14 protein-coding genes are annotated in these 17,850 nt (G+C 63.1%); 4 read left to right on the top strand and 10 right to left on the bottom strand.

The annotated features are described in order from the left end of the window. The first annotated feature begins 30 nt into the window (after positions 1-30). Complete coding sequence (locus ACFPN2_RS07960) at positions 31-1,293, top strand: acyl-CoA dehydrogenase family protein (protein ID WP_380596077.1); 1,263 nt, start codon at positions 31-33, stop codon at positions 1,291-1,293. Between the two features lie 113 nt (positions 1,294-1,406). Continuing rightward, a complete protein-coding gene (locus ACFPN2_RS07955) occupies positions 1,407-1,610 on the top strand; it encodes a hypothetical protein (RefSeq protein ID WP_129775505.1) in 204 nt (67 codons plus the stop codon). A gap of 3 nt (positions 1,611-1,613) precedes the next feature. Here the strand turns inward: ACFPN2_RS07955 and ACFPN2_RS07950 are convergent, their stop codons facing one another. From ACFPN2_RS07950 to ACFPN2_RS07925, 6 genes are all read right to left on the bottom strand, one after another. Further along, positions 1,614-2,579 (bottom strand): FAD binding domain-containing protein, encoded by a 966-nt coding sequence (locus ACFPN2_RS07950; protein ID WP_380596076.1) that lies wholly within the window; start codon positions 2,577-2,579, stop codon positions 1,614-1,616. Between the two features lie 2 nt (positions 2,580-2,581). Then, a complete protein-coding gene (locus tag ACFPN2_RS07945) occupies positions 2,582-4,960 on the bottom strand; it encodes a xanthine dehydrogenase family protein molybdopterin-binding subunit (RefSeq protein WP_380596075.1) in 2,379 nt (792 codons plus the stop codon). Further along, positions 4,957-5,493 (bottom strand): (2Fe-2S)-binding protein, encoded by a 537-nt coding sequence (locus ACFPN2_RS07940; RefSeq protein WP_380596074.1) that lies wholly within the window; start codon positions 5,491-5,493, stop codon positions 4,957-4,959. The genes ACFPN2_RS07945 and ACFPN2_RS07940 overlap by 4 nt, the downstream gene beginning before the upstream one ends. Before the next feature lie 102 nt (positions 5,494-5,595). Next, entirely contained in the window at positions 5,596-7,014 is a 1,419-nt protein-coding gene (locus ACFPN2_RS07935) for a TolC family outer membrane protein (protein ID WP_380596073.1), read from the bottom strand. 169 nt (positions 7,015-7,183) lie between these two features. Next, entirely contained in the window at positions 7,184-7,525 is a 342-nt protein-coding gene (locus tag ACFPN2_RS07930) for a rhodanese-like domain-containing protein (RefSeq protein ID WP_380596072.1), read from the bottom strand. A 5-nt stretch (positions 7,526-7,530) separates the two neighbouring features. Further along, entirely contained in the window at positions 7,531-8,181 is a 651-nt protein-coding gene (locus tag ACFPN2_RS07925) for a protein-L-isoaspartate O-methyltransferase family protein (protein WP_380596071.1), read from the bottom strand. A gap of 328 nt (positions 8,182-8,509) precedes the next feature. On the opposite strand from ACFPN2_RS07925, the gene ACFPN2_RS07920 reads away from it, so the two are divergent. Further along, positions 8,510-10,822, top strand: a complete 2,313-nt coding sequence (locus ACFPN2_RS07920) for an EAL domain-containing protein (RefSeq protein ID WP_380596070.1) — start codon at positions 8,510-8,512, stop codon at positions 10,820-10,822. Here the strand turns inward: ACFPN2_RS07920 and ACFPN2_RS07915 are convergent. From ACFPN2_RS07915 to ACFPN2_RS07905, 3 genes are all read right to left on the bottom strand, one after another. Further along, positions 10,819-11,229, bottom strand: a complete 411-nt coding sequence (locus ACFPN2_RS07915) for a YbaN family protein (protein WP_380596069.1) — start codon at positions 11,227-11,229, stop codon at positions 10,819-10,821. The two genes, ACFPN2_RS07920 and ACFPN2_RS07915, sit on opposite strands and share 4 nt — an antisense overlap. A 568-nt stretch (positions 11,230-11,797) precedes the next feature. Further along, positions 11,798-13,846 (bottom strand): sodium-translocating pyrophosphatase, encoded by a 2,049-nt coding sequence (locus tag ACFPN2_RS07910; RefSeq protein ID WP_380596068.1) that lies wholly within the window; start codon positions 13,844-13,846, stop codon positions 11,798-11,800. Positions 13,847-14,070: 224 nt separating this feature from the next. Beyond that, positions 14,071-15,366, bottom strand: coding sequence for a 6-phosphofructokinase (locus tag ACFPN2_RS07905; protein WP_380596067.1), 1,296 nt, complete (start codon positions 15,364-15,366; stop codon positions 14,071-14,073). 102 nt (positions 15,367-15,468) lie between these two features. Here ACFPN2_RS07905 and ACFPN2_RS07900 point away from each other — a divergent pair, with 102 nt between their 5' ends. Continuing rightward, the gene (locus ACFPN2_RS07900) at positions 15,469-16,578 is read left to right on the top strand and encodes an adenylate kinase (RefSeq protein ID WP_380596066.1); all 1,110 of its coding nucleotides are present in this window, start codon (positions 15,469-15,471) and stop codon (positions 16,576-16,578) included. Positions 16,579-16,686: 108 nt separating this feature from the next. On the opposite strand, the gene rnd is transcribed toward ACFPN2_RS07900, so the two are convergent. Then, complete coding sequence (gene rnd, locus ACFPN2_RS07895; RefSeq protein WP_380596065.1) at positions 16,687-17,802, bottom strand: ribonuclease D; 1,116 nt, start codon at positions 17,800-17,802, stop codon at positions 16,687-16,689. Positions 17,803-17,850 lie beyond the last annotated feature (48 nt).

Below are 17,850 nucleotides of genomic sequence, written 5' to 3'. Positions count from 1 at the left end.
AGTTATCGCATCATTTGAGAGGGAACGAGCATGGAATTCGAATACAGCCCCCGCGTGCGCGAACTGCAGGCGCGCCTGTTGAAGTTCTTCGACGCGCACATCTATCCGAACGAGAAGGCGTACGAGGAAGAGGTGGCGCGCAATCGACGCAACGGCGATGCCTTCGTTCCCACCCAGGTGATCGAGGACTTGAAGGGCAAGGCGCGGGCTGCCGGTCTGTGGAATCTGTTCCTGCCTCATTCGCCGCGTGCGCCGGAAGGTTTGTCCAATCTCGAATACGCGCCTCTGTGCGAAATCATGGGCCGCGTGCCCTGGGCGCCGGAAGTGTTCAATTGCTCCGCGCCGGACACGGGCAACATGGAGACCATCGAGCGCTATGGCACCGAAGGGCACAAGGACCGGTGGCTGGAGCCTTTGCTCAAGGGCGAGATCCGCTCGGCGTTCCTGATGACCGAGCCAGCGGTGGCGTCGTCGGACGCGACCAACATCGAATGCAGTATTCGTCGCGAGGGCGATGAGTACGTGATCAACGGCCGCAAGTGGTGGTCGAGCGGCGCGAACGATCCCCGCTGCAAGCTTTATATCCTGATGGGCAAGACCAATCCCGAGGCGGGCAAACATCAACAGCAGTCGATGGTGCTAGTGCCGTCGGATGCGAAGGGTGTGACGGTGATGCGTCACTTGCCGGTGTTCGGCTATGACGATGCTCCTCACGGTCACGCGGAAGTGGATCTTTCCAATGTGCGTGTGCCGGTGTCGAATATTTTGTTGGGCGAGGGGCGCGGATTTGAGATTGCTCAGGGGCGTCTCGGTCCTGGTCGTATTCATCATTGCATGCGGTCGATTGGCGTCGCGGAGCGGGCGCTGGAGTTGATGTGCAAGCGATTGAGCTCGCGCGTGGCGTTCGGCAAGCCGGTGTCTGCTCAATCGGTGTGGCATGAGCGCATTGCCGATGCACGTTGCATGATCGATCAGGCGCGGCTGCTGGTGCTGAGGGCGGCGTACATGATGGATACGGTAGGGAATAAGGTCGCCAAGCAGGAGATCGCACTGATCAAGGTCGTCGTGCCCAATATGACTTTGCAGGTTTTGGATTGGGCGATTCAGGCGCACGGCGCTGGCGGTGTTTCCAACGACTTCCCGCTGGCGCGATTGTGGGCGCATCAGCGGACGCTGCGTCTGGCTGACGGGCCGGATGAGGTTCATCGGAATGCGATCGCCAAGCTTGAGCTTGCGAGGCATGTTCCCAGGGCGGGCGGCGAAGTGGAGATGCCGGTTACGCGGGGCAGCTGAGGCGGGCGACGAGGTTTTTAGCCACCGCTGCAACCTTCCGCAGCGGTGCTACGTCTCAATCACCGAGAGCGCCGGTAAGGGCTGGCGCGGTGGACAGTTGGAAGGAGATGGCAATGACTTTCGTGCTCGTTATGCTCGCCTGGTGTGTGTTGTTCGTGCTTGCCTGGCCGCTGGCGTTGCTCGCCATTTTCCTGTTGCCGGTGCTGTGGCTGCTGTCGCTGCCGTTCCGGGCGGTGGCGGTGGTGCTCGAGGCGATGTTCGCCTTCATCAAAGCCCTGCTGTTCTTGCCGGCCCGCTTGCTGGGCCACAGAGGCTGACGGTCAGCGGGCGGCGAGAAGCGTCCGTTGGATCACGGTTTCGAGGACAGGCACTTTGTAAGCATTTTTAGCCAGCGGAGTGGCGCCACGTACGGCGGCGGTGGCAGCTTCGCTGGCGGAGTGTTCGTCGAGGCGGCGGCCGATTAATAATTCTTCGCTCTCGACAGCCCGCCGCGGCGTAGGGGCGACCCAGCCGAGAACGATCTTCGCGGCCGCCACAATATCTCCATCCATTTCCAGCACGACGGCCACATCGCAGATCGGCCAGTCATAACTCTCACGTTCCGTCTGCTTGTGATAAGCGCATCGAGTATTCGGCTGGATCGGCGGCACGCTGACGTGAAGCAGAATCTCGCCGTCCGCAATGACGGTATCGCGATCCCGTTTCATCGACGGCGGCAATAGAAAGTCTTTCAGCGCAACGGCACGCGCCGAGCCTTTGCCATGCGTAAGATGCACGCTCGCATCGTAAGCAAGCAGCGGGGTGGCGAGTGTCGACGCATGGACCATCACCGTCTGTGCATTGTCGAAGATCGCGTGATACTGATGCTCGCTATGATCTGCCTCCGCCACGGAATGAAAGTGCTCGTTGCGGAAATACCAGCAGCGCGGCCGTTGCAGTAAGTTGCCGCCGATGGTGGCCGCGTTTCTCACCTGCGGCGTAGCTGCGTGAGCGGCCGCTTCGGCCAGGGCTCGATAGTGCGAGCGAATGCCGGCGTGCTGCTCGATCTGGGCGAGAGTCACGAGTGAACCCATCTGCATGCCTGAATTGTCGAGGCGCACATCGCCCAGCGAGCGAATCGATTTGAGATTGACGACGCGCGTGGGTTGAACGATGCCTTCCTTCATCAGGTCGAGCAGGTCCATGCCGCCCGCCTTCGCGACCACCGGCTGACTCGCCGAAGTCGTCGCGAGCAGCGCCGCCGCTTCATCGACCGACTTCGCATCGACCCACTCGAAGCTACGCATGATCACTCCGAACGCAGCGCTGCGAGAACGTTCGCGGGCGTCATGGGCAAGGTGTAGATGCGCTTGCCCGTGGCGTTGAAGAATGCATTGGCGACCGCTGCCGCTGTTGCCACGTTCGCCGGCTCGGCGACGCCGCGGGCATCGGTGGACGATTGGCCGCCGAGCAGTTCGATCAAGTGCACGTCGATGCGTGGCGTCTCACGTGAGCCGACGATTTTGTATTGATCGATGTTGGCGTTGAGTTGCACGCCGGTGGCGGCGTCGAGACGGCGGTCTTCATACAGCGCGTAGCTCACCCCTTGAACCACGCCGCCCAGAATCTGGCTCTCGACGAGCTTGGGATTGATGGGACGTCCGCAGTCGTGCACGGCGACCACGCGCTCGACTTTGACCACGCCGGTCTGGGTATCGACGCAGACCTCAGCGAACTGCACACCGCCAATCGCGTGCGGGCTGATGTTCAGCTCGCCGGCCTTGCGCGCATAACCTTCGTAGTCGTCGCGGCGGTCGGCGCGATGGACGATCGTCTCGATGCCCGCGCGTCGGAGCGCTTCGAAGAAACCCAGCGACGATTTGGAATCGCCGCGGACCTCGATGTGTCCGTTCCGAAACTCCAGGTCCTCGGCCTTCGCATTGAGCAACGGTGCCACTCGAGCGGCAATATCACGAGCCGCTGCATGAGCCGCGTTGCGAGCGGCGGGGGTCAACGAGCTGGTAACGCGGCTGCCACCCGACGGCGGGCCCGGGGGAAAGCGGGAGTCGCCGACATGAACTTTGATGTCCTCCGCTTCCAAGCCCAACTCTTCAGCGACGACTTGAGCAAACACAGTTCGTGTGCCGGTACCGATATCCTGTGTCCCGCAGAACGCTTCGACGGTGCCGTCCCCGGCCACGCGGATCTCACAAGTCGTGTAGCTGTTCACGATGTAGGGCCACATGGACTGCGCCATGCCGACGCCGCGTTTGATCGACCCCGTGTCGCTGCCCGGAGCGCGGCGACGTGCCCAGCCAATCTTCTCCGCGCCGATGCGACGTTCCGCCGCGCGAGCGCGGACGTCGTCGGCGTCGCGAGTATCGATCTTGTCTCGCATGAGAAGGGGATCGAGGCCCAGTCGGTCAGCGACGGCGTCGATCGCCTGCTCGAAGGCGAATATTCCTTGCGTCTGGCCGGGGCCGCGAAACGCGGCACAGGGGCCGGCGTTGGTGAATACGTCGTAGTGCTCGATGCTCACATTCGGGCACACATACATGTTGTGATGACACGAGCCCACGCCAGCGCCAGCGGCGACGCCGCCGGTGCCGAAGCTGTGTAACTCGACGGCGGTCAGTGAGCCGTCACGCTTCGCGCCGATCTTCAATCGTTGCAGGCTGGCGGGACGATTGCCGACGGAGACATGCTCTTCACGCCGGTCCAGAACCAAACGAACCGGGGCGCCGGCCTTTCGTGACAAATGAATCGCGAGCGTGCCGTAGTTACCGACGCCGTACTTCGCGCCGAAGCCGCCGCCGGTGTAGTCGCTGATCGCGTGGATCTTTTCTTTCGGCAGCTTGAAAATCTCAGCCGCTTCATCGCGCACGCTCATCACGTGTTGAGTCGATGCGTAGAGCGTGAGTTCGTCACCGCGCCAGTCGGCAACGAGGCCATGAGGTTCCAGCGGCGTGTGCGTCTGGACCTGTGTGCGATACTCGCCTTCGACGATGACGTCGGCCTCCTTGAAGCCGCGCTCGATGTCTCCTCGTGAGCCGCCTTTGCCCGGGCCGCGCAGGTTGCCTTTCTGCGGCAGCCCTTTGGCTGCGCCACCGCCGCCGGCAGTGGCTCGCTGCTCAGTCGGGCCGGGAAACACGGGCGGTGAGTCCGGCTTCATCGCGTCCGCGAGTTCGGTGACATGAGGCAGCACCTCATATTCAACTTTGATCAACGCAAGCGCGGCTTCAGCGGCGCGAGCCGAGATCGCCGCGACGGCCGCGATCGGCTGCCCGGTGAAGCGCACGATAGGATAGGGCTCTTTCGCTTCCTCACCGGGATCGCGCAACTCCGCCGCCATCAACAAACGTTCGAGCACATGCACGGCGCGTACGCCGGGATACTGTTCCGCTCGGGAGGTATCAATCGACTTGATGCGCGCATGCGCGACCGTGCTGTTCAACGTTCGCGCGTACAACATGCCGGGAAGTTGCACGTCGAACGTGTAGCGGGCGCGGCCGGTGACTTTGTCCAGCGCATCCATGCGTGGCACGTCTTTGCCGACGACGCGCAGCTCCGCGTTCGTGGGCCACGAGGGCGGCTCGCCGGTCGGGACGTTGCGAGTGACTTGTTTGATCGCGTCGCCAACGATGCCCGCCGACAGCGTGCGCTGTTCGAAAGACTCCGCGCCGCTCATTTCGCTTTGCCTTTGCGCGTCGCCGCCGCGGCCAGCGTGGCTTTGAAGATGTTGGGATAGGTTCCGCAACGGCACAGGTGGCCTGAGATCGCAGTCTTCACATCGTCGAGCGTGCAATCGGGATTGGTATTCACCAACTGCGCGCAGCTCATCACCATGCCCGGCGTGCAGAAGCCGCACTGGAGCGCGTCGTGCTCGATGAAGGCGCGTTGCACGGGATGTAACTCGCCGTCACGGCTCAAGCCTTCGATGGTTGTGATGCTTCGGTCGCGGGCGTCGAACGCGAGCGTCATGCAACTGGCCGCGACCTCGCCATCGAGCCACACCGTGCAGGCCGAGCACGCGCCCCGATCGCAACCGATCTTGGTGCCGGTGAGGCCGAGCGTGTCGCGCAGGAATTCAACCAGCGTAGTCGCAGGATCGGCGAGCGCGGTGCGCACTTCGCCATTGATGAGGAGCGACAACGGCTGCGGCTCGGGACCGAACGTCCCGAGATCTTCGCGGCCAGGCGGATGATGGGTAGCGACGCTCATGGGAGCCTCCGTCGAAGAACCGATCCTTCGGCGCCAGGTCCCTTGGGCTGATTAAACGGCAACGCTCCGAGCCGGAACGAGTTCCGCCCCGCGCCCCGCGAATCAACGCGTAATCGCGCGCTCTCTCAAGAAGGAGTTGATTTCGTCCAGATCGGCGCGGTCGAGCGTGCCGGTCGCGAACTGCAGCTGCAATACGTTCAGGATGTAGTCGTAACGGCTGCGCGCATAGTCGGTCTGCGCCTGGAACAACCGACGACGGGCATCGAGCACGTCGACAGTGGTGCGAGTTCCTACTTCGAAGCCGGCCTCGGTGGCCTGCAGCGCCGTGCGGCTGGATTCCAGCGCCTGGCGAAGCGCGCGAACGCGGGACATCTCACTGATCACGCCGAGATAAGCGTCGCGGGCGGAACGTTCGGTTTCGCGGTTGGCTCGTTCCAAGCGCTCGCGAGCGGCACGATGCAGATAAACCTGCTGGCGCACGCGCGAGGAGGTGTAGCCGCCCGAGTAAATCGGAATGGTGACCTGAATGCCGATGGAGTCGGTGGTCTGGGTTTGATCGGCCGGCGCCCGCGACACGCCGCCTTCGTTACGACCGACCTGATCGCCGGTGTAATCCTGATCGCCACGACTCGCGACCAGATCGATGATGGGCAAGTGGCCGGCACGGGCGACGCGCACGTCCTGCTTGGCAATGTCGGTTGCCAGTCGCGCAGAGATGACCGCTAGATTTTGTTCCAGCGCCTGGGTGACCCATTGTTCCTCGTTGGCGGGCTCGGGCGACTTCAGTGGCATGTCATCGACGGGCGTCGCCAATGTATCGAACGATTCGCCGGTCAGTTCGCGCAATAACTCACGAGCCGTCGCCAGCGAGCGCTTGGCCGCGATCACGGCGGCAGCGGCCGAGTCGTGCGCGGCGCGGGCTTCCTGAACGTCGGTGATGGCGATCAAGCCAACTTCGAAGCGCTTGTTTGCTTGCTCGAGCTGACGAGAGAACGCTTCCAGCGCGGCTTCGGCGGCATCGACCGTGTCCTGGGCGGCGAGCACGTCGAAATAACGGATCGAGGTTCGCTGAATCAAATCCTGCTGGGCGAACTGATAATCCGCTTCGGCTTGCGCCACTTCGGCGTCGGCGCGCTTCAGAATCATCCATTGATCCCAGCGGAACAGGCTCTGGCGCAACGTGATGTCATATTGCTTGGCCTTCAGGTCCGAGGTGCTGGTGATATCGATCGGCACCAGCGGGCTGAGCGGATCGGACGGGTCGCTGCGAGTCAGAGTGGTGCGGCCGCTGTCTTCGTCGATCTTGGTGTACGAGCCGCCGACTTCGAGCTGCGGCAGTAACGCGGCCAGCGCCTGCGGCTTGGATTCGCGGCTGGCGAGACGATTGGCGTCCGCCTCGCGAATCTGCGGATCGTTCTGCAAGGCGCGCTGATAAACGGTGACGAGGTCGGCGGCCTCGGCGGCGGCCGAGGCGAGGATCAGACTGCAAGCGGCGACGATGAGCGGAGCGCGTACTTTCATCTTGTTTCGTTCCAATCCCGTGTATTCGCCGAATGATGACACGCTGGCGAATGAATTAATGTCGAGGCCGCGTGGCTCGGACGAGCTTAACTATTCATGCCACACACCGGGCGCTCCGAGCCACCGTCCTTGGGTTCTATAGGCCCGGTCGGTGACGCGCTTGAGACGTTCAGTAGGTCGGAATGGTTGCATCCAGATCGCGCGACCACGCGAGGATGCCGCCGGCGACGTTGACCGTGCGGAAACCGTTCTGTTGCAGAAACTTGGCGACTTCCAGGCTGCGACGTCCTGAACGGCACAACACCGCCACTTCTTTGCTCTTGTCGAGCTCGGCGATACGGTCGGCCACTTCGCCCATCGGAATGTGCACGACCTGTTGATCGGCCGGCACGCTGGCGACGCCGAGCTCCCAGGCTTCGCGCACGTCGAGCAGCGTCAGCACGTCACCGCGCTGGCGGCGGGCGACGAGTTCGGCGGGGGTGATTTCGGCAATCTGTTGTGGAGTGCTCATGATGATCAGAACACGAATTCGGAGGGACGCGGCGCGTTCATCAGCGGCGCAATCACGGTTTCGAACAGGCTCTCGCGCTGCCATTCGCGTTCGCCGACGCGCGTGACCTTCCAGGCTTCCATGACGGGCGCCTGACCGACCACCACGAACAACCGGCCGCCGATACGCAGCGCCTGCTGGAAGCGCTCGTCATACAACGGCAACGAGCCGGTCACGGCAATCACGTCGTAGGTGGACTGTTCAGTCAGCTGCATACCGTCGCCGACTTCCACGGCCACGTTGTTGACCGCGACGGCGAACAGGTTGCGGCGGGCGGCCTCGGCCAGCTCCGGCAGGATTTCCACGGTGCGTACTCGAGCGGCCATCCGTCCCAGGCAGGCGCTCAGGTAGCCGCTGCCGGTGCCGATTTCCAGGGCGACCTCGGCCGGATTGGGCAGCAGTGCCTGCAGGATGCGGCCGTGGATCTTGGCCGGCAGCATCGACTGGCCGCCGGGCAGCGGAATCGGCGCGTCGGCGAAGGCGACGGCGCTGAACGGTGCCGGGGCGAACTGCTCGCGCCGGATCTCGCGCATGGTGCTCAGAACCCGCTCGTCGAACACGTCCCAGGCATGCACCTGGTGCTCGATCATCTGGGCGCGGGCGGACTCGATATTCATAGGCAATATTCGTAGACAAATCAGGCGGGATGGGCCGGCGGCGGCAAGGGTACGGGCTTTGATTCCGCGGTACAAGTTAAAGGCCGGACAGCTAGGCTGGCGCCTGCCGGGAACCCTGAAGCCTTCTTCAGGGACACATTCAGGCCAATATTTACCTGCTCGCCGCATACAATATGGTCAATCCCCCCGGCAGATGTTCAGCCGTTCGCTATGCTCCTTCCCCGGCTAATTAGATGCTTGCGCGCTTTTTTCGCTGCGCCACTCCAATTTACCGGGGGCCGGGGCTCGCCGCGGCAACCTAGGGGATCGAAGTAAAGAGCGTTTCAATGTGAGTGCCCTGTTGGGGACGTTGACCATTTCTCTCGCCGTCGCGGTTTTGCTGCTGCTGGGTTTCATCCTCTGGCGGGAGCGCCGGAGCTCGGCCCTGACCCGTGCCGCCGGACAACTGGAGGCTATCGTTCGCTCGGGGAAATTCGCCGAGCGCGTCCGCGTCGCCGGACCCGCGTCCGAATTCGCCGAGAACGCCAATCGTCTGCTCGAGCAGATGGCGATGAAGGATCTGATGATCGGCGAGCGCGAGCGCTCGCTGGTCGGTCTGCTCGCGGGCCTGCAGGAAGCGGTCGCCGTGCATCGCGAGCACATCGTGTTCGCCAACGAGCGTTTCGCCGCGCTCACCGGCGCGCTTGCCGCCGAGCACCTCACCGGCAAGAAGATCGCCGACCTCCTGCATCCCGATTACACCGAGCTGGTGATCGAGCATCTGCGTCGCTCGCTGTCGGGCGAGCCGGGGCTCGACCGCCTGGAGATCGAGCTGCATCCCGATAATCAGGGCGGCACTCCGCGCGTCGAGTTGACCGCCGTGCGCATCGACTATCAAGGCGGCCCCGCGTTGTTGCTGACGCTGGTTGAGATGGGCCCGCGTTCGATGCCGGCCACGGTCCCGGCGCGCAGCGGCCGACCCACCGCGTGGGAGACGCTCGATTCGCTCGGCGAAGGCATCATCACCACCGATGTCAGCGGCCGCATCGACTACGTCAATCAAGCCGGCGAGCAACTGATCGGCGTCAGCGCCGTCGACGCGCTCGGCAAGAGCATCACTGACATCATTCAATTGCTGGACGAGGGCGATCGCCGCTCGCTCGGCGATCCCGTGCGTCACTGCCTGGCCACGCAATCGAAGGTCACCGCGGGGCGCCGTGGCTTGATGATCTCGCGCAATGGTAGCGAAGAGCGCTCGGTGGAGCTGACCGTCACGCCGTTGAAGGGACAGAAGGGCGATCTGGTCGGCACGGTCGTCGTCGTGCGCGACGTGAGCGAGTTGCGCGGTATCACCAAGCAGATGTCGTATCAGGCCAGCCACGATGCGCTCACCGGCCTGGTGAATCGCCGCGAGTTCGAGCGTCGGTTGGAAGAGTCGCTGCAGACGGCGCATACCAACGAAGCGAAGCACGTGCTGTGCTACCTCGACCTCGATCGCTTCAAAGCCGTGAACGACACCTGCGGTCACATGGCCGGCGACGGCATGCTCCGCGAGGTCGCGGCACTCATTAAAGAAACGGTGCGCGATTCGGACACGGTTGGCCGTCTCGGCGGCGATGAGTTCGGTCTGCTGCTGGTCGGCTGTCCGCTCGATAAAGCACGGCAGATTGCCGACGACGTGGTGCGCAAGATCAGTGACTACCGCTTCGTGTGGAAGGACAAGATCTTCAATATCGGCATCAGCGTCGGCTTGATCGAGATCTCCCGCGAGAGCGGCGCGCCGGATGAAGTGATGAGTGCGGCGGATTCGGCCTGCTATGTCGCGAAGAAGCAGGGCAATCACGTGCACGTTTACTCGGCGCGCGATGAAGCTGTCGCGCGTCATCGTGGCGAGATTCAGTGGCTGCAGCGGTTGCAGTCGGCGCTCAAGGACAATCGTTTCGAGCTGATGGCTCAGCCCATCATCGCGTCGGCGGCGACCGAGACCGGTCCAGCGCTCGAAGTGCTGCTTCGTTTGCAGGATGAGAATGTGCCGGGCGGTATTTCGCCGGCAGAGTTCCTGCGGGCGGCGGAACGTTATCGCTTGATGGCGGATGTGGATCGCTGGGTTGTGCAGACTGCGCTTACTGCGTTGGGTCGTGGCGGCATTCGGTTGCCGTCGAGCCGCAGCCTGGCGATCAATCTTTCCGGTCAGACGTTGGGCGATCCGCAGTTCCTCGAGTTCGTCGTCGACGTGCTCGACCGCACTGGCGTGGCGCCGGCGCAGCTGTGTTTTGAAGTGACCGAGAATTCGGTGATTACGAACATCGAACATGCGCAGCGGTTCATCGGCGTGCTGCATGGGATGGGGTGTCAATTCGCGCTGGATGATTTCGGTCGGGGGTTGTCGTCGTTCGGCAATCTGAAGAATCTGTCGCTCGATTATTTGAAGATCGATGGCACGTTCATTCGGAATCTGGCCGTCGATTCGGTGAATCAGGCCATGGTCGCGGCCATGATCAAGCTGGCGCGCACGCTGAACTTCCAGGTCATCGCCGAGCAGGTCGAAGATGCCGGCGCGCTGGACGCCGCGAAGAAGATGGGCGTCGATTTCCTGCAGGGCTTCTACTTGGGTCGGCCGCAGCCGCTGGCTCGCGTCGTGCCGGCGCGGAGTATTGGCTAAGGATTCTTTGGTGGCGGCTCCGGCCGGAGCCACAGCCACATCAATACGAGTGCCATCACGCCGGTGATGGCTTCCGCCAGCCACATTCGCGAAATCGTTAGAAACAAGATTACCGCGCTGGCTGTCATCATCACGGTGGCCATGATCTTCGCCCTTCGGCTCACGGCGCCGTGCTTCCTCCAGTCGCGGAGCATCGGGCCGAAGACGCGATGATTCTCCAGCCAGTTATGGAATCGCGGCGAGCTTCGGGCGGCGGCCCAGCCGGCCATCAGGATGAAGACGGTTGTTGGCAGGCCGGGGACGAAGATGCCGATGACCCCGAGCGCGAACGAGAGCGCCGCGAATATCAGCAGCAGGTAGCGCGCTACCGCGGGTAAAGGACGAGCAGGCTTACTGGTGTCATCCATCGCCGTAGTTTGCCGGCTCGCTTCGCTCGTGTCGCGGCCTGCGCTAACGCGCGGCCGCTATCAAGTTAATCTGACGTTGCGGCCTGCGCTTCGCGCGGCCGCCGGCAAGTGCAATCCGCATCGCGGGCCGGTGCCAAGGCGCGGCCTTCAGCAAGTTAATCCAGCATTACGGGCGGTGCCAACGCGCGGCCGCTATCAAGTTAATGACATTGCGGCCAGCGCTGCGCGCGGCCGCCTGCAAGTGCAATCCATGTTGCGGGCGGGTGCTAACGCGCGGTCACCGGCAAGTTAATCCAAGTGTTCCGCACCGTGCTAACGCGCGGCCGCCGGCAAAGTTAGTCCAACATTGCGGGCGGTGCTAACGCGGGGGCGCGAGCAAGTTAATCCAACACTGCGGGCGGTGCTAACGCGCGGTCGGGTTGCTGTTGAGCCGAGTGCGCTCGGATGGAGCGTGGCCGCTTGCGAGAGCAAGCCGGCCGTACGAAGGCGGCGTTGTATAGGAGCGGCGTACAAACGAAAACGGCGCAGCGTTAGCTGCGCCGTTTCGTAATACGCCGCGGCGGCGTTATTAGAGGAGCGGCACCAACAGTAGCGCCACGATGTTGATAATTTTAATGAGCGGGTTAATGGCCGGGCCGGCCGTGTCCTTGTACGGATCGCCCACCGTATCACCCGTGACCGCGGCCTTGTGCGTATCCGAGCCCTTGCCGCCGAAGTTACCTTCTTCGATGTACTTCTTGGCGTTATCCCACGCACCACCACCCGTGCACATGGAGATAGCGACGAACAAGCCCGTCACGATCGTGCCGATCAGCAGACCGCCCAGCGCGCGAATGCCCGCGCCCGGGCCCATGAGGAAGTTCATGCCGAAGGCGACGATCACCGGCACCAGGATGGGCAGCACCGACGGCACGATCATTTCTTTGATCGCCGCGCGCGTCAGCATGTCCACAGCCTTGGAATAGTCCGGCTTGGCCGTGCCTTCCATGATGCCTTTGATTTCCTGGAACTGGCGGCGCACTTCCACGACCACCGAGCCGGCCGCGCGACCCACGGCTTCCATCGCCATGGCGCCGAACAGATAAGGCACCAGACCGCCGATGAACAAGCCGATGATCACGGCCGGATCGGACAGCGAGAATGCCTGCAACTTGCCAGCAGCATCGAGGTTGTGGGTGTAGTCCGCAAACAGCACCAGTGCGGCGAGACCGGCGGAGCCGATGGCGTAGCCCTTGGTCACGGCCTTGGTCGTGTTGCCGACCGCATCGAGCGCGTCGGTGATCTTGCGCACGTCTTTCGGCAGACCCGACATCTCGGCGATACCGCCGCCGTTGTCGGTGATCGGGCCGTACGCGTCGAGCGCGACGATCATGCCGGTCATCGACAACATCGCGGTGGCCGCGACGGCGATGCCATACAGATCGGCGATGTGATACGCGCCCCAGATGGCCGCGACGACGGCGAGCACCGGCAGCGCGGTCGATTTCATCGACACCGCGAGACCCGCGATCACGTTCGTGCCGTGACCGGTCTGCGAAGCGGCCGCGACGTAGCGCACCGGCTCGAACTCGGTGGCGGTGTAGTACTCGGTGATCACGATCAGCGCGGCCGTGAGCACGAGGCCGATGACCGCGCAGCCGAACAAGGCGCCGGCGAGCTCGGGGCCCATGACCATTTTGGTCACGAAGTAGAACGCGATCAGCGCCAGCACGCCGGAGACGGCGGTGCCTCGATACAGCGCGTTCATGATCTTGCCGCCTTCGCGCGCCTTCACGAAGTACGAGCCGATGATGGAGGCGACGATGGAAACCGCGCCGAGCACCAACGGATAGATGATGTAGCGGATGTCGAGACCGCCATCGGCCGCCGTGAACATCAGACCGCCGAGCACCATCGTGGCGACCACGGTCACTGCGTACGTTTCGAACAAGTCGGCCGCCATGCCGGCGCAGTCGCCGACGTTGTCACCGACGTTGTCGGCGATCACGGCCGGGTTGCGGGGATCGTCCTCAGGAATGCCGGCTTCGACCTTGCCGACGAGGTCGGCGCCCACGTCAGCACCTTTGGTGAAGATGCCGCCGCCGAGACGCGCGAAGATGGAGATGAGCGAGCCGCCGAAGGCGAGGCCGACCAGCGAGTGCAGGGCATGTTCGTCGCCGATGAACTTGCGCATCACTGCGAAGTAACCGGCGACGCCGATCATGCCGAGGCCGACCACCAGCATGCCGGTGATGGCGCCGCCACGGAAGGCGACTTGCAGAGCGGGGTTCAGGCCGACGCTGGCAGCTTGCGCGGTACGCACGTTGGCGCGCACCGAAACATTCATGCCGATATAACCCGCGAGACCCGAGAGGATGGCGCCGATGGCGAAGCCGCCGGCGGTGGCCCAGTCGAGCGCCAGGCCGAGCACGATCAACAAGACGACGCCGACGATGGAGATGGTGGAGTACTGACGATTCAGATAGGCCTTCGCGCCGGCTTGAATCGCCGCCGCTATCTCCTGCATTCGCTCACTGCCCGCGGGCTGCTTGTTGATCCATCCGACTGAAATTACGCCATACAGCACGGCCAGAACACCGGCGCCGATCGCGAGCCAAAGCGCGACATCTGTGGACATCAACTTCCTCCCCCTTGCGGGTGCATCGTTGTGAGCAAATTTTTAACGCGAGCAGATCGTCAGTAAGTCAATTCCAATTGAAACGTTGAACCAGGCTCGCGCCAGGCTGTCGCCGGCGCTCGCTATTCCATACATGTTTGCGCCCGGCTCCGCCGGGCGCGGCTTATCCGGAGCTGCGAAGAAACGCGATGGCACTTGATAAGTGCCGGAAAAAAGTCGCGAAACTATAACACAAAGGGGGTATCGAGCTTTTTCTTCAGCGGCGCATTCTTGAGCGTCACATACTGGGGCAAGCCATCTTTATACGGTGGATAGTCCTCGCCGCGGATCAACGGGCTCAGATACCGGCGGCCCTTGGCCGTGATGTGGAAGCCGTCCTCGGTGATGTAATCACGCGGCAGCATTTTTTCCACGTTCGCCACTTTGTCGAGCGGTGCCATGCCGATTTTCCATTTGTACGGGCTCTGCGAGGTGCGCACGATGGTCGGCATCACCGAGTTGTGGCCCTTGAGCGCGAGCTCCACCGCCGCCTTGCCGACCGCATAGGCCTGTTCGACATCGACCTTCGAAGCGATGTGGCGGGCGGCACGCTGCAGATAATCGGCGACAGCCCAGTGATATTTGTAATTCAGCTTGGACTTGACCAGCTGCGCGATCACCGGCGCGACGCCACCGAGCTGCGCATGACCGAACGCGTCCCGCAGGCCGGCATCGGACAGGAACTTGCCGTCCGCGGTCTTGACGCCTTCCGACACGACGATGGCGCAATAGCCATACTTCTCCACGCATTCCTTCACGCGTGCGCAGAACTTCTCCTCGTCGAATGTGATTTCCGGGAACAGGATGATGTGGGGCGAGTCACCCTCTTTCTCGGCGGCCAGTCCGCCGGCGGCCGCGATCCAGCCCGCATGGCGGCCCATCACTTCCATGATGAACACCTTGGTGGAGGTTTTGGCCATCGAGGCCACGTCGAATCCCGCCTCGCGGATCGATACCGCGACATATTTCGCAACCGAGCCGAAGCCCGGGCAGCAGTCGGTGATCGGCAGGTCGTTATCCACGGTCTTGGGCACGTGGATGGCCTGAATCGGATAACCGAGCTTGTCGGCCAGCTGCGAGACCTTCAGACAGGTGTCGGCCGAGTCGCCGCCGCCGTTATAGAAGAAATAACCAATGTCGTGCGCCTTGAACACTTCGATCAGGCGCTCGTATTGCGCCGGGTTGTCCTCGAACTTTTTCAGCTTGAAGCGCGCCGAGCCGAATGCGCCGGAGGGGGTGTGGCGCAAGGCCCGGATGGCCGCGGCCGATTCCTTGCTGGTGTCGATCAGATCTTCTGTCAAAGCGCCGACGATGCCGTTGCGGCCCGCATAGACCTTGCCGATCCGGCTGCCGGCCTTGCGGCACGCTTCGATGACGCCAGCTGCCGACGCGTTGATGACAGCGGTGACGCCGCCGGACTGAGCGTAAAAGGCATTGCGGCGGCGGACTGCGGTCTTTCGTGACGCGGTCTTTTTTGGCATGGGCTTCGACCTGTGCAACGTAGGCAAGTGGCCGCGAAGGATAGCGCTCGAACGAGCCTTTCTGTACCCTCCCGGGCTCTTATCGGGAGGTCGGAATCAAAAATGATGCGGATCGTATTACTGGGGGCACCCGGTTCGGGCAAAGGAACTCAGGCACAGCGCCTCATGGGCAAATACGGCGTGCCGCAGGTTTCCTCCGGCGATCTGCTGCGAGATGCCGTGGCCCGGGGCACCGAGCTGGGTAAACAGGCCAAGTCCGTCATGGACGCCGGCCAGCTGGTGTCCGACGACATCGTGCTCGGCCTGATTCGCGAGCGCCTGAGCCGCCCCGATGCCGAGAACGGTTTCATCCTCGACGGCTTTCCCCGCAACATCGACCAGGCGAATTCGCTGAATGCGCTGCTGGAAGAAATCGGCCAGCCGCTGGACGCGGTGCTGCTGCTCGATGTGCGCAACGAGACGTTGATGCAACGCCTCGCCGGTCGTCGGATCTGCCAGAAGTGCGGCACGGTGTACAACATTCATTCGCTGCCGCCGGGCGTGACGACCTGTGAAAAGGACGGCAACGAGTTGTATCAACGCCCCGACGACAAGGAAGAAGTCATCGGCAAGCGCCTGGCTGTGTATGACCAGCAGACCAAGCCGCTGATCGAGCACTATTCCAACCTGGGCCTGCTGCGCAAAGTCGCGGGCGAAGGCGAGCTGGAAGAAGTCTCCGAGCGCATGGAAGCCGCCGCACTGGCCAAGCCCGTGCCGGCCTCCAAGGTGAAGGTCACGAAGACGCGCGCTTCGAGCAAGTCGAAGACCACCGCGGCCAAGAGTGCGAAGCCCGCCGCCAAGAGCGCGAGCAAGACGTCGGCCAAGGCGAAGTCTTCTGCCAAAGCCAAGTCTTCGAAGGCCAAGCCCGCCGCCAAGAGCAAGTCGTCGGCGAAGGCCAAGTCGTCGGAGGCGACGCCTGCTGCCAAGAGCAAGGCGCCGGCCGCGAAGGGCAAGACTGCCGCCAAGAGCAAAGCTGCTGGCAAGAGCAAAGCTGCGGCCAAGAGCAAAGCTGCGGCCAAGAGCAAGACCGTGGCCAAGAGCAAGGCGCCGGCTGTGAAAGGCAAGGCTGCTGCAAAGGGCAAGGCTGCCTCTAAGAGCAAGGCACCGGCCGCGAAAGGCAAGGCTGCCAAGAATGCCGCGGGTCGCGCGGTCAAAGCTCGCAAGAAGAAATAATCTCTAGCGCCCGATGGGCGCGTGAGAGTCGCTGGCTGGCGCGCGTCTCGCGCGCTCAGCCCGACGGAGCAATACGTTCGGGACGTATTGCTCGCATGTTCAAGTCGCTCAACGAGCGGGCGCTTCCTGCGCCGTCGCGATCAGTCGATCGCCAATCACATCCTTCCGCCAGCCGCTGCTCAATCGATCGGTGCGACGTGAGAACACCAGCTGTTCCACGTCACGTCGGGTGGCCAGGATCTCCGGGCTGATCTTCAATTCTTCCGCCGTCGTGCGCGCGAGGTTCATCAGCTTGGTGACCATCGCGACCTGTTGAGCTTCCGGCTTGGGCGGAATGAAGGCGGCAGGCTCCGACTGACCTTGTTCACGACCGCGCGTGACCAGCGCCAGCAATTCCTCTCCGCGCCGGCGCGCGACGCCTGCTGGCAGCGTGCGTATGTTTTCCAAATCCTCTGCCTTACCCGGCAGACGCTCGGCGATATCGCGCAAAGCGTCGTCCGCCAGGATCCAGCCGCGCGGCTTGTCGTGTTTGACGGCCATTTCCTCGCGCCAGTGCGCGAGTAACTTCGCAGTCGCGCGTTGCTCGGGGCGCAACCGATCCAGTCCTTTCAACCGTTTCCAGGCCGCTTCGGGCTCGGTGCGATGAAGGGCCGGAGATTCCAGCTCGTGTGTTTCTTCATAGAGCCACTGGGTGCGGCCGGCTTCCGCCAGGGCGTCTCGCAGGTTCTGATACAACGGCACCAGATAGCGCACATCGTCCTCGGCGTACTGCACCTGTTCGGGACTCAGCGGACGTCGCGACCAGTCGGTGCGCGTATGGCCTTTTTCCAGCTGCTGCCCGAGCCGCGCGGCGACCAGCGCGCCATAGCCGATCTGCGCCGGGTGACCGAGCAGGGCGGCGGCGATCTGGGTATCGAAGATCGGGCCGTTGAGTGCGCCACGCATGGCGACCGCCAGCACTTCCAGATCCTGGCGCGCGGCGTGCAGGACTTTGGTCCGGCCGCGGTCGTTCAGAAACTCCCATAACGGCTGCAGGTCGGGCACAGCGAGCGGATCGACCAGCGCGCAGTGAGCCGGTGTCGCAAGCTGCACCAGGCAGAGCTTGGGAAAGTACGTGCTCTCACGCATGAACTCGGTATCCAGCGCGACGAAATCGGCGTCGCGCAGCTGTTCGAGTGCGTGTAGAAGTTCAGCGGACGTGGTGACTGGTGGCGCGGGTTGCATGGGCGTGCGTGTACAATTCATCGCATTATAGGGGAGTCTGCCGGCGTG

The sequence above is a fragment of the Steroidobacter flavus genome (assembly GCF_042651805.1).
GTDB classification, from domain to species: Bacteria; Pseudomonadota; Gammaproteobacteria; order Steroidobacterales; family Steroidobacteraceae; genus Steroidobacter; species Steroidobacter flavus.
This window is presented reverse-complemented; position numbering and strand designations above follow the sequence as displayed.

Bases quoted from the DNA above. Each gene is read 5' to 3' on its own strand.
- ACFPN2_RS07960 (WP_380596077.1), top strand. From the start codon at position 31: ATGGAATTCGAATACAGCCCCCGCGTGCGCGAACTGCAGGCGCGCCTG.
- ACFPN2_RS07955 (WP_129775505.1), top strand. From the start codon at position 1,407: ATGACTTTCGTGCTCGTTATGCTCGCCTGGTGTGTGTTGTTCGTGCTT.
- ACFPN2_RS07950 (WP_380596076.1), bottom strand. From the start codon at position 2,579: ATGCGTAGCTTCGAGTGGGTCGATGCGAAGTCGGTCGATGAAGCGGCG.
- ACFPN2_RS07945 (WP_380596075.1), bottom strand. From the start codon at position 4,960: ATGAGCGGCGCGGAGTCTTTCGAACAGCGCACGCTGTCGGCGGGCATC.
- ACFPN2_RS07940 (WP_380596074.1), bottom strand. From the start codon at position 5,493: ATGAGCGTCGCTACCCATCATCCGCCTGGCCGCGAAGATCTCGGGACG.
- ACFPN2_RS07935 (WP_380596073.1), bottom strand. From the start codon at position 7,014: ATGAAAGTACGCGCTCCGCTCATCGTCGCCGCTTGCAGTCTGATCCTC.
- ACFPN2_RS07930 (WP_380596072.1), bottom strand. From the start codon at position 7,525: ATGAGCACTCCACAACAGATTGCCGAAATCACCCCCGCCGAACTCGTC.
- ACFPN2_RS07925 (WP_380596071.1), bottom strand. From the start codon at position 8,181: ATGAATATCGAGTCCGCCCGCGCCCAGATGATCGAGCACCAGGTGCAT.
- ACFPN2_RS07915 (WP_380596069.1), bottom strand. From the start codon at position 11,229: ATGGATGACACCAGTAAGCCTGCTCGTCCTTTACCCGCGGTAGCGCGC.
- ACFPN2_RS07910 (WP_380596068.1), bottom strand. From the start codon at position 13,846: ATGTCCACAGATGTCGCGCTTTGGCTCGCGATCGGCGCCGGTGTTCTG.
- ACFPN2_RS07905 (WP_380596067.1), bottom strand. From the start codon at position 15,366: ATGCCAAAAAAGACCGCGTCACGAAAGACCGCAGTCCGCCGCCGCAAT.
- ACFPN2_RS07900 (WP_380596066.1), top strand. From the start codon at position 15,469: ATGATGCGGATCGTATTACTGGGGGCACCCGGTTCGGGCAAAGGAACT.
- rnd (WP_380596065.1), bottom strand. From the start codon at position 17,802: ATGCAACCCGCGCCACCAGTCACCACGTCCGCTGAACTTCTACACGCA.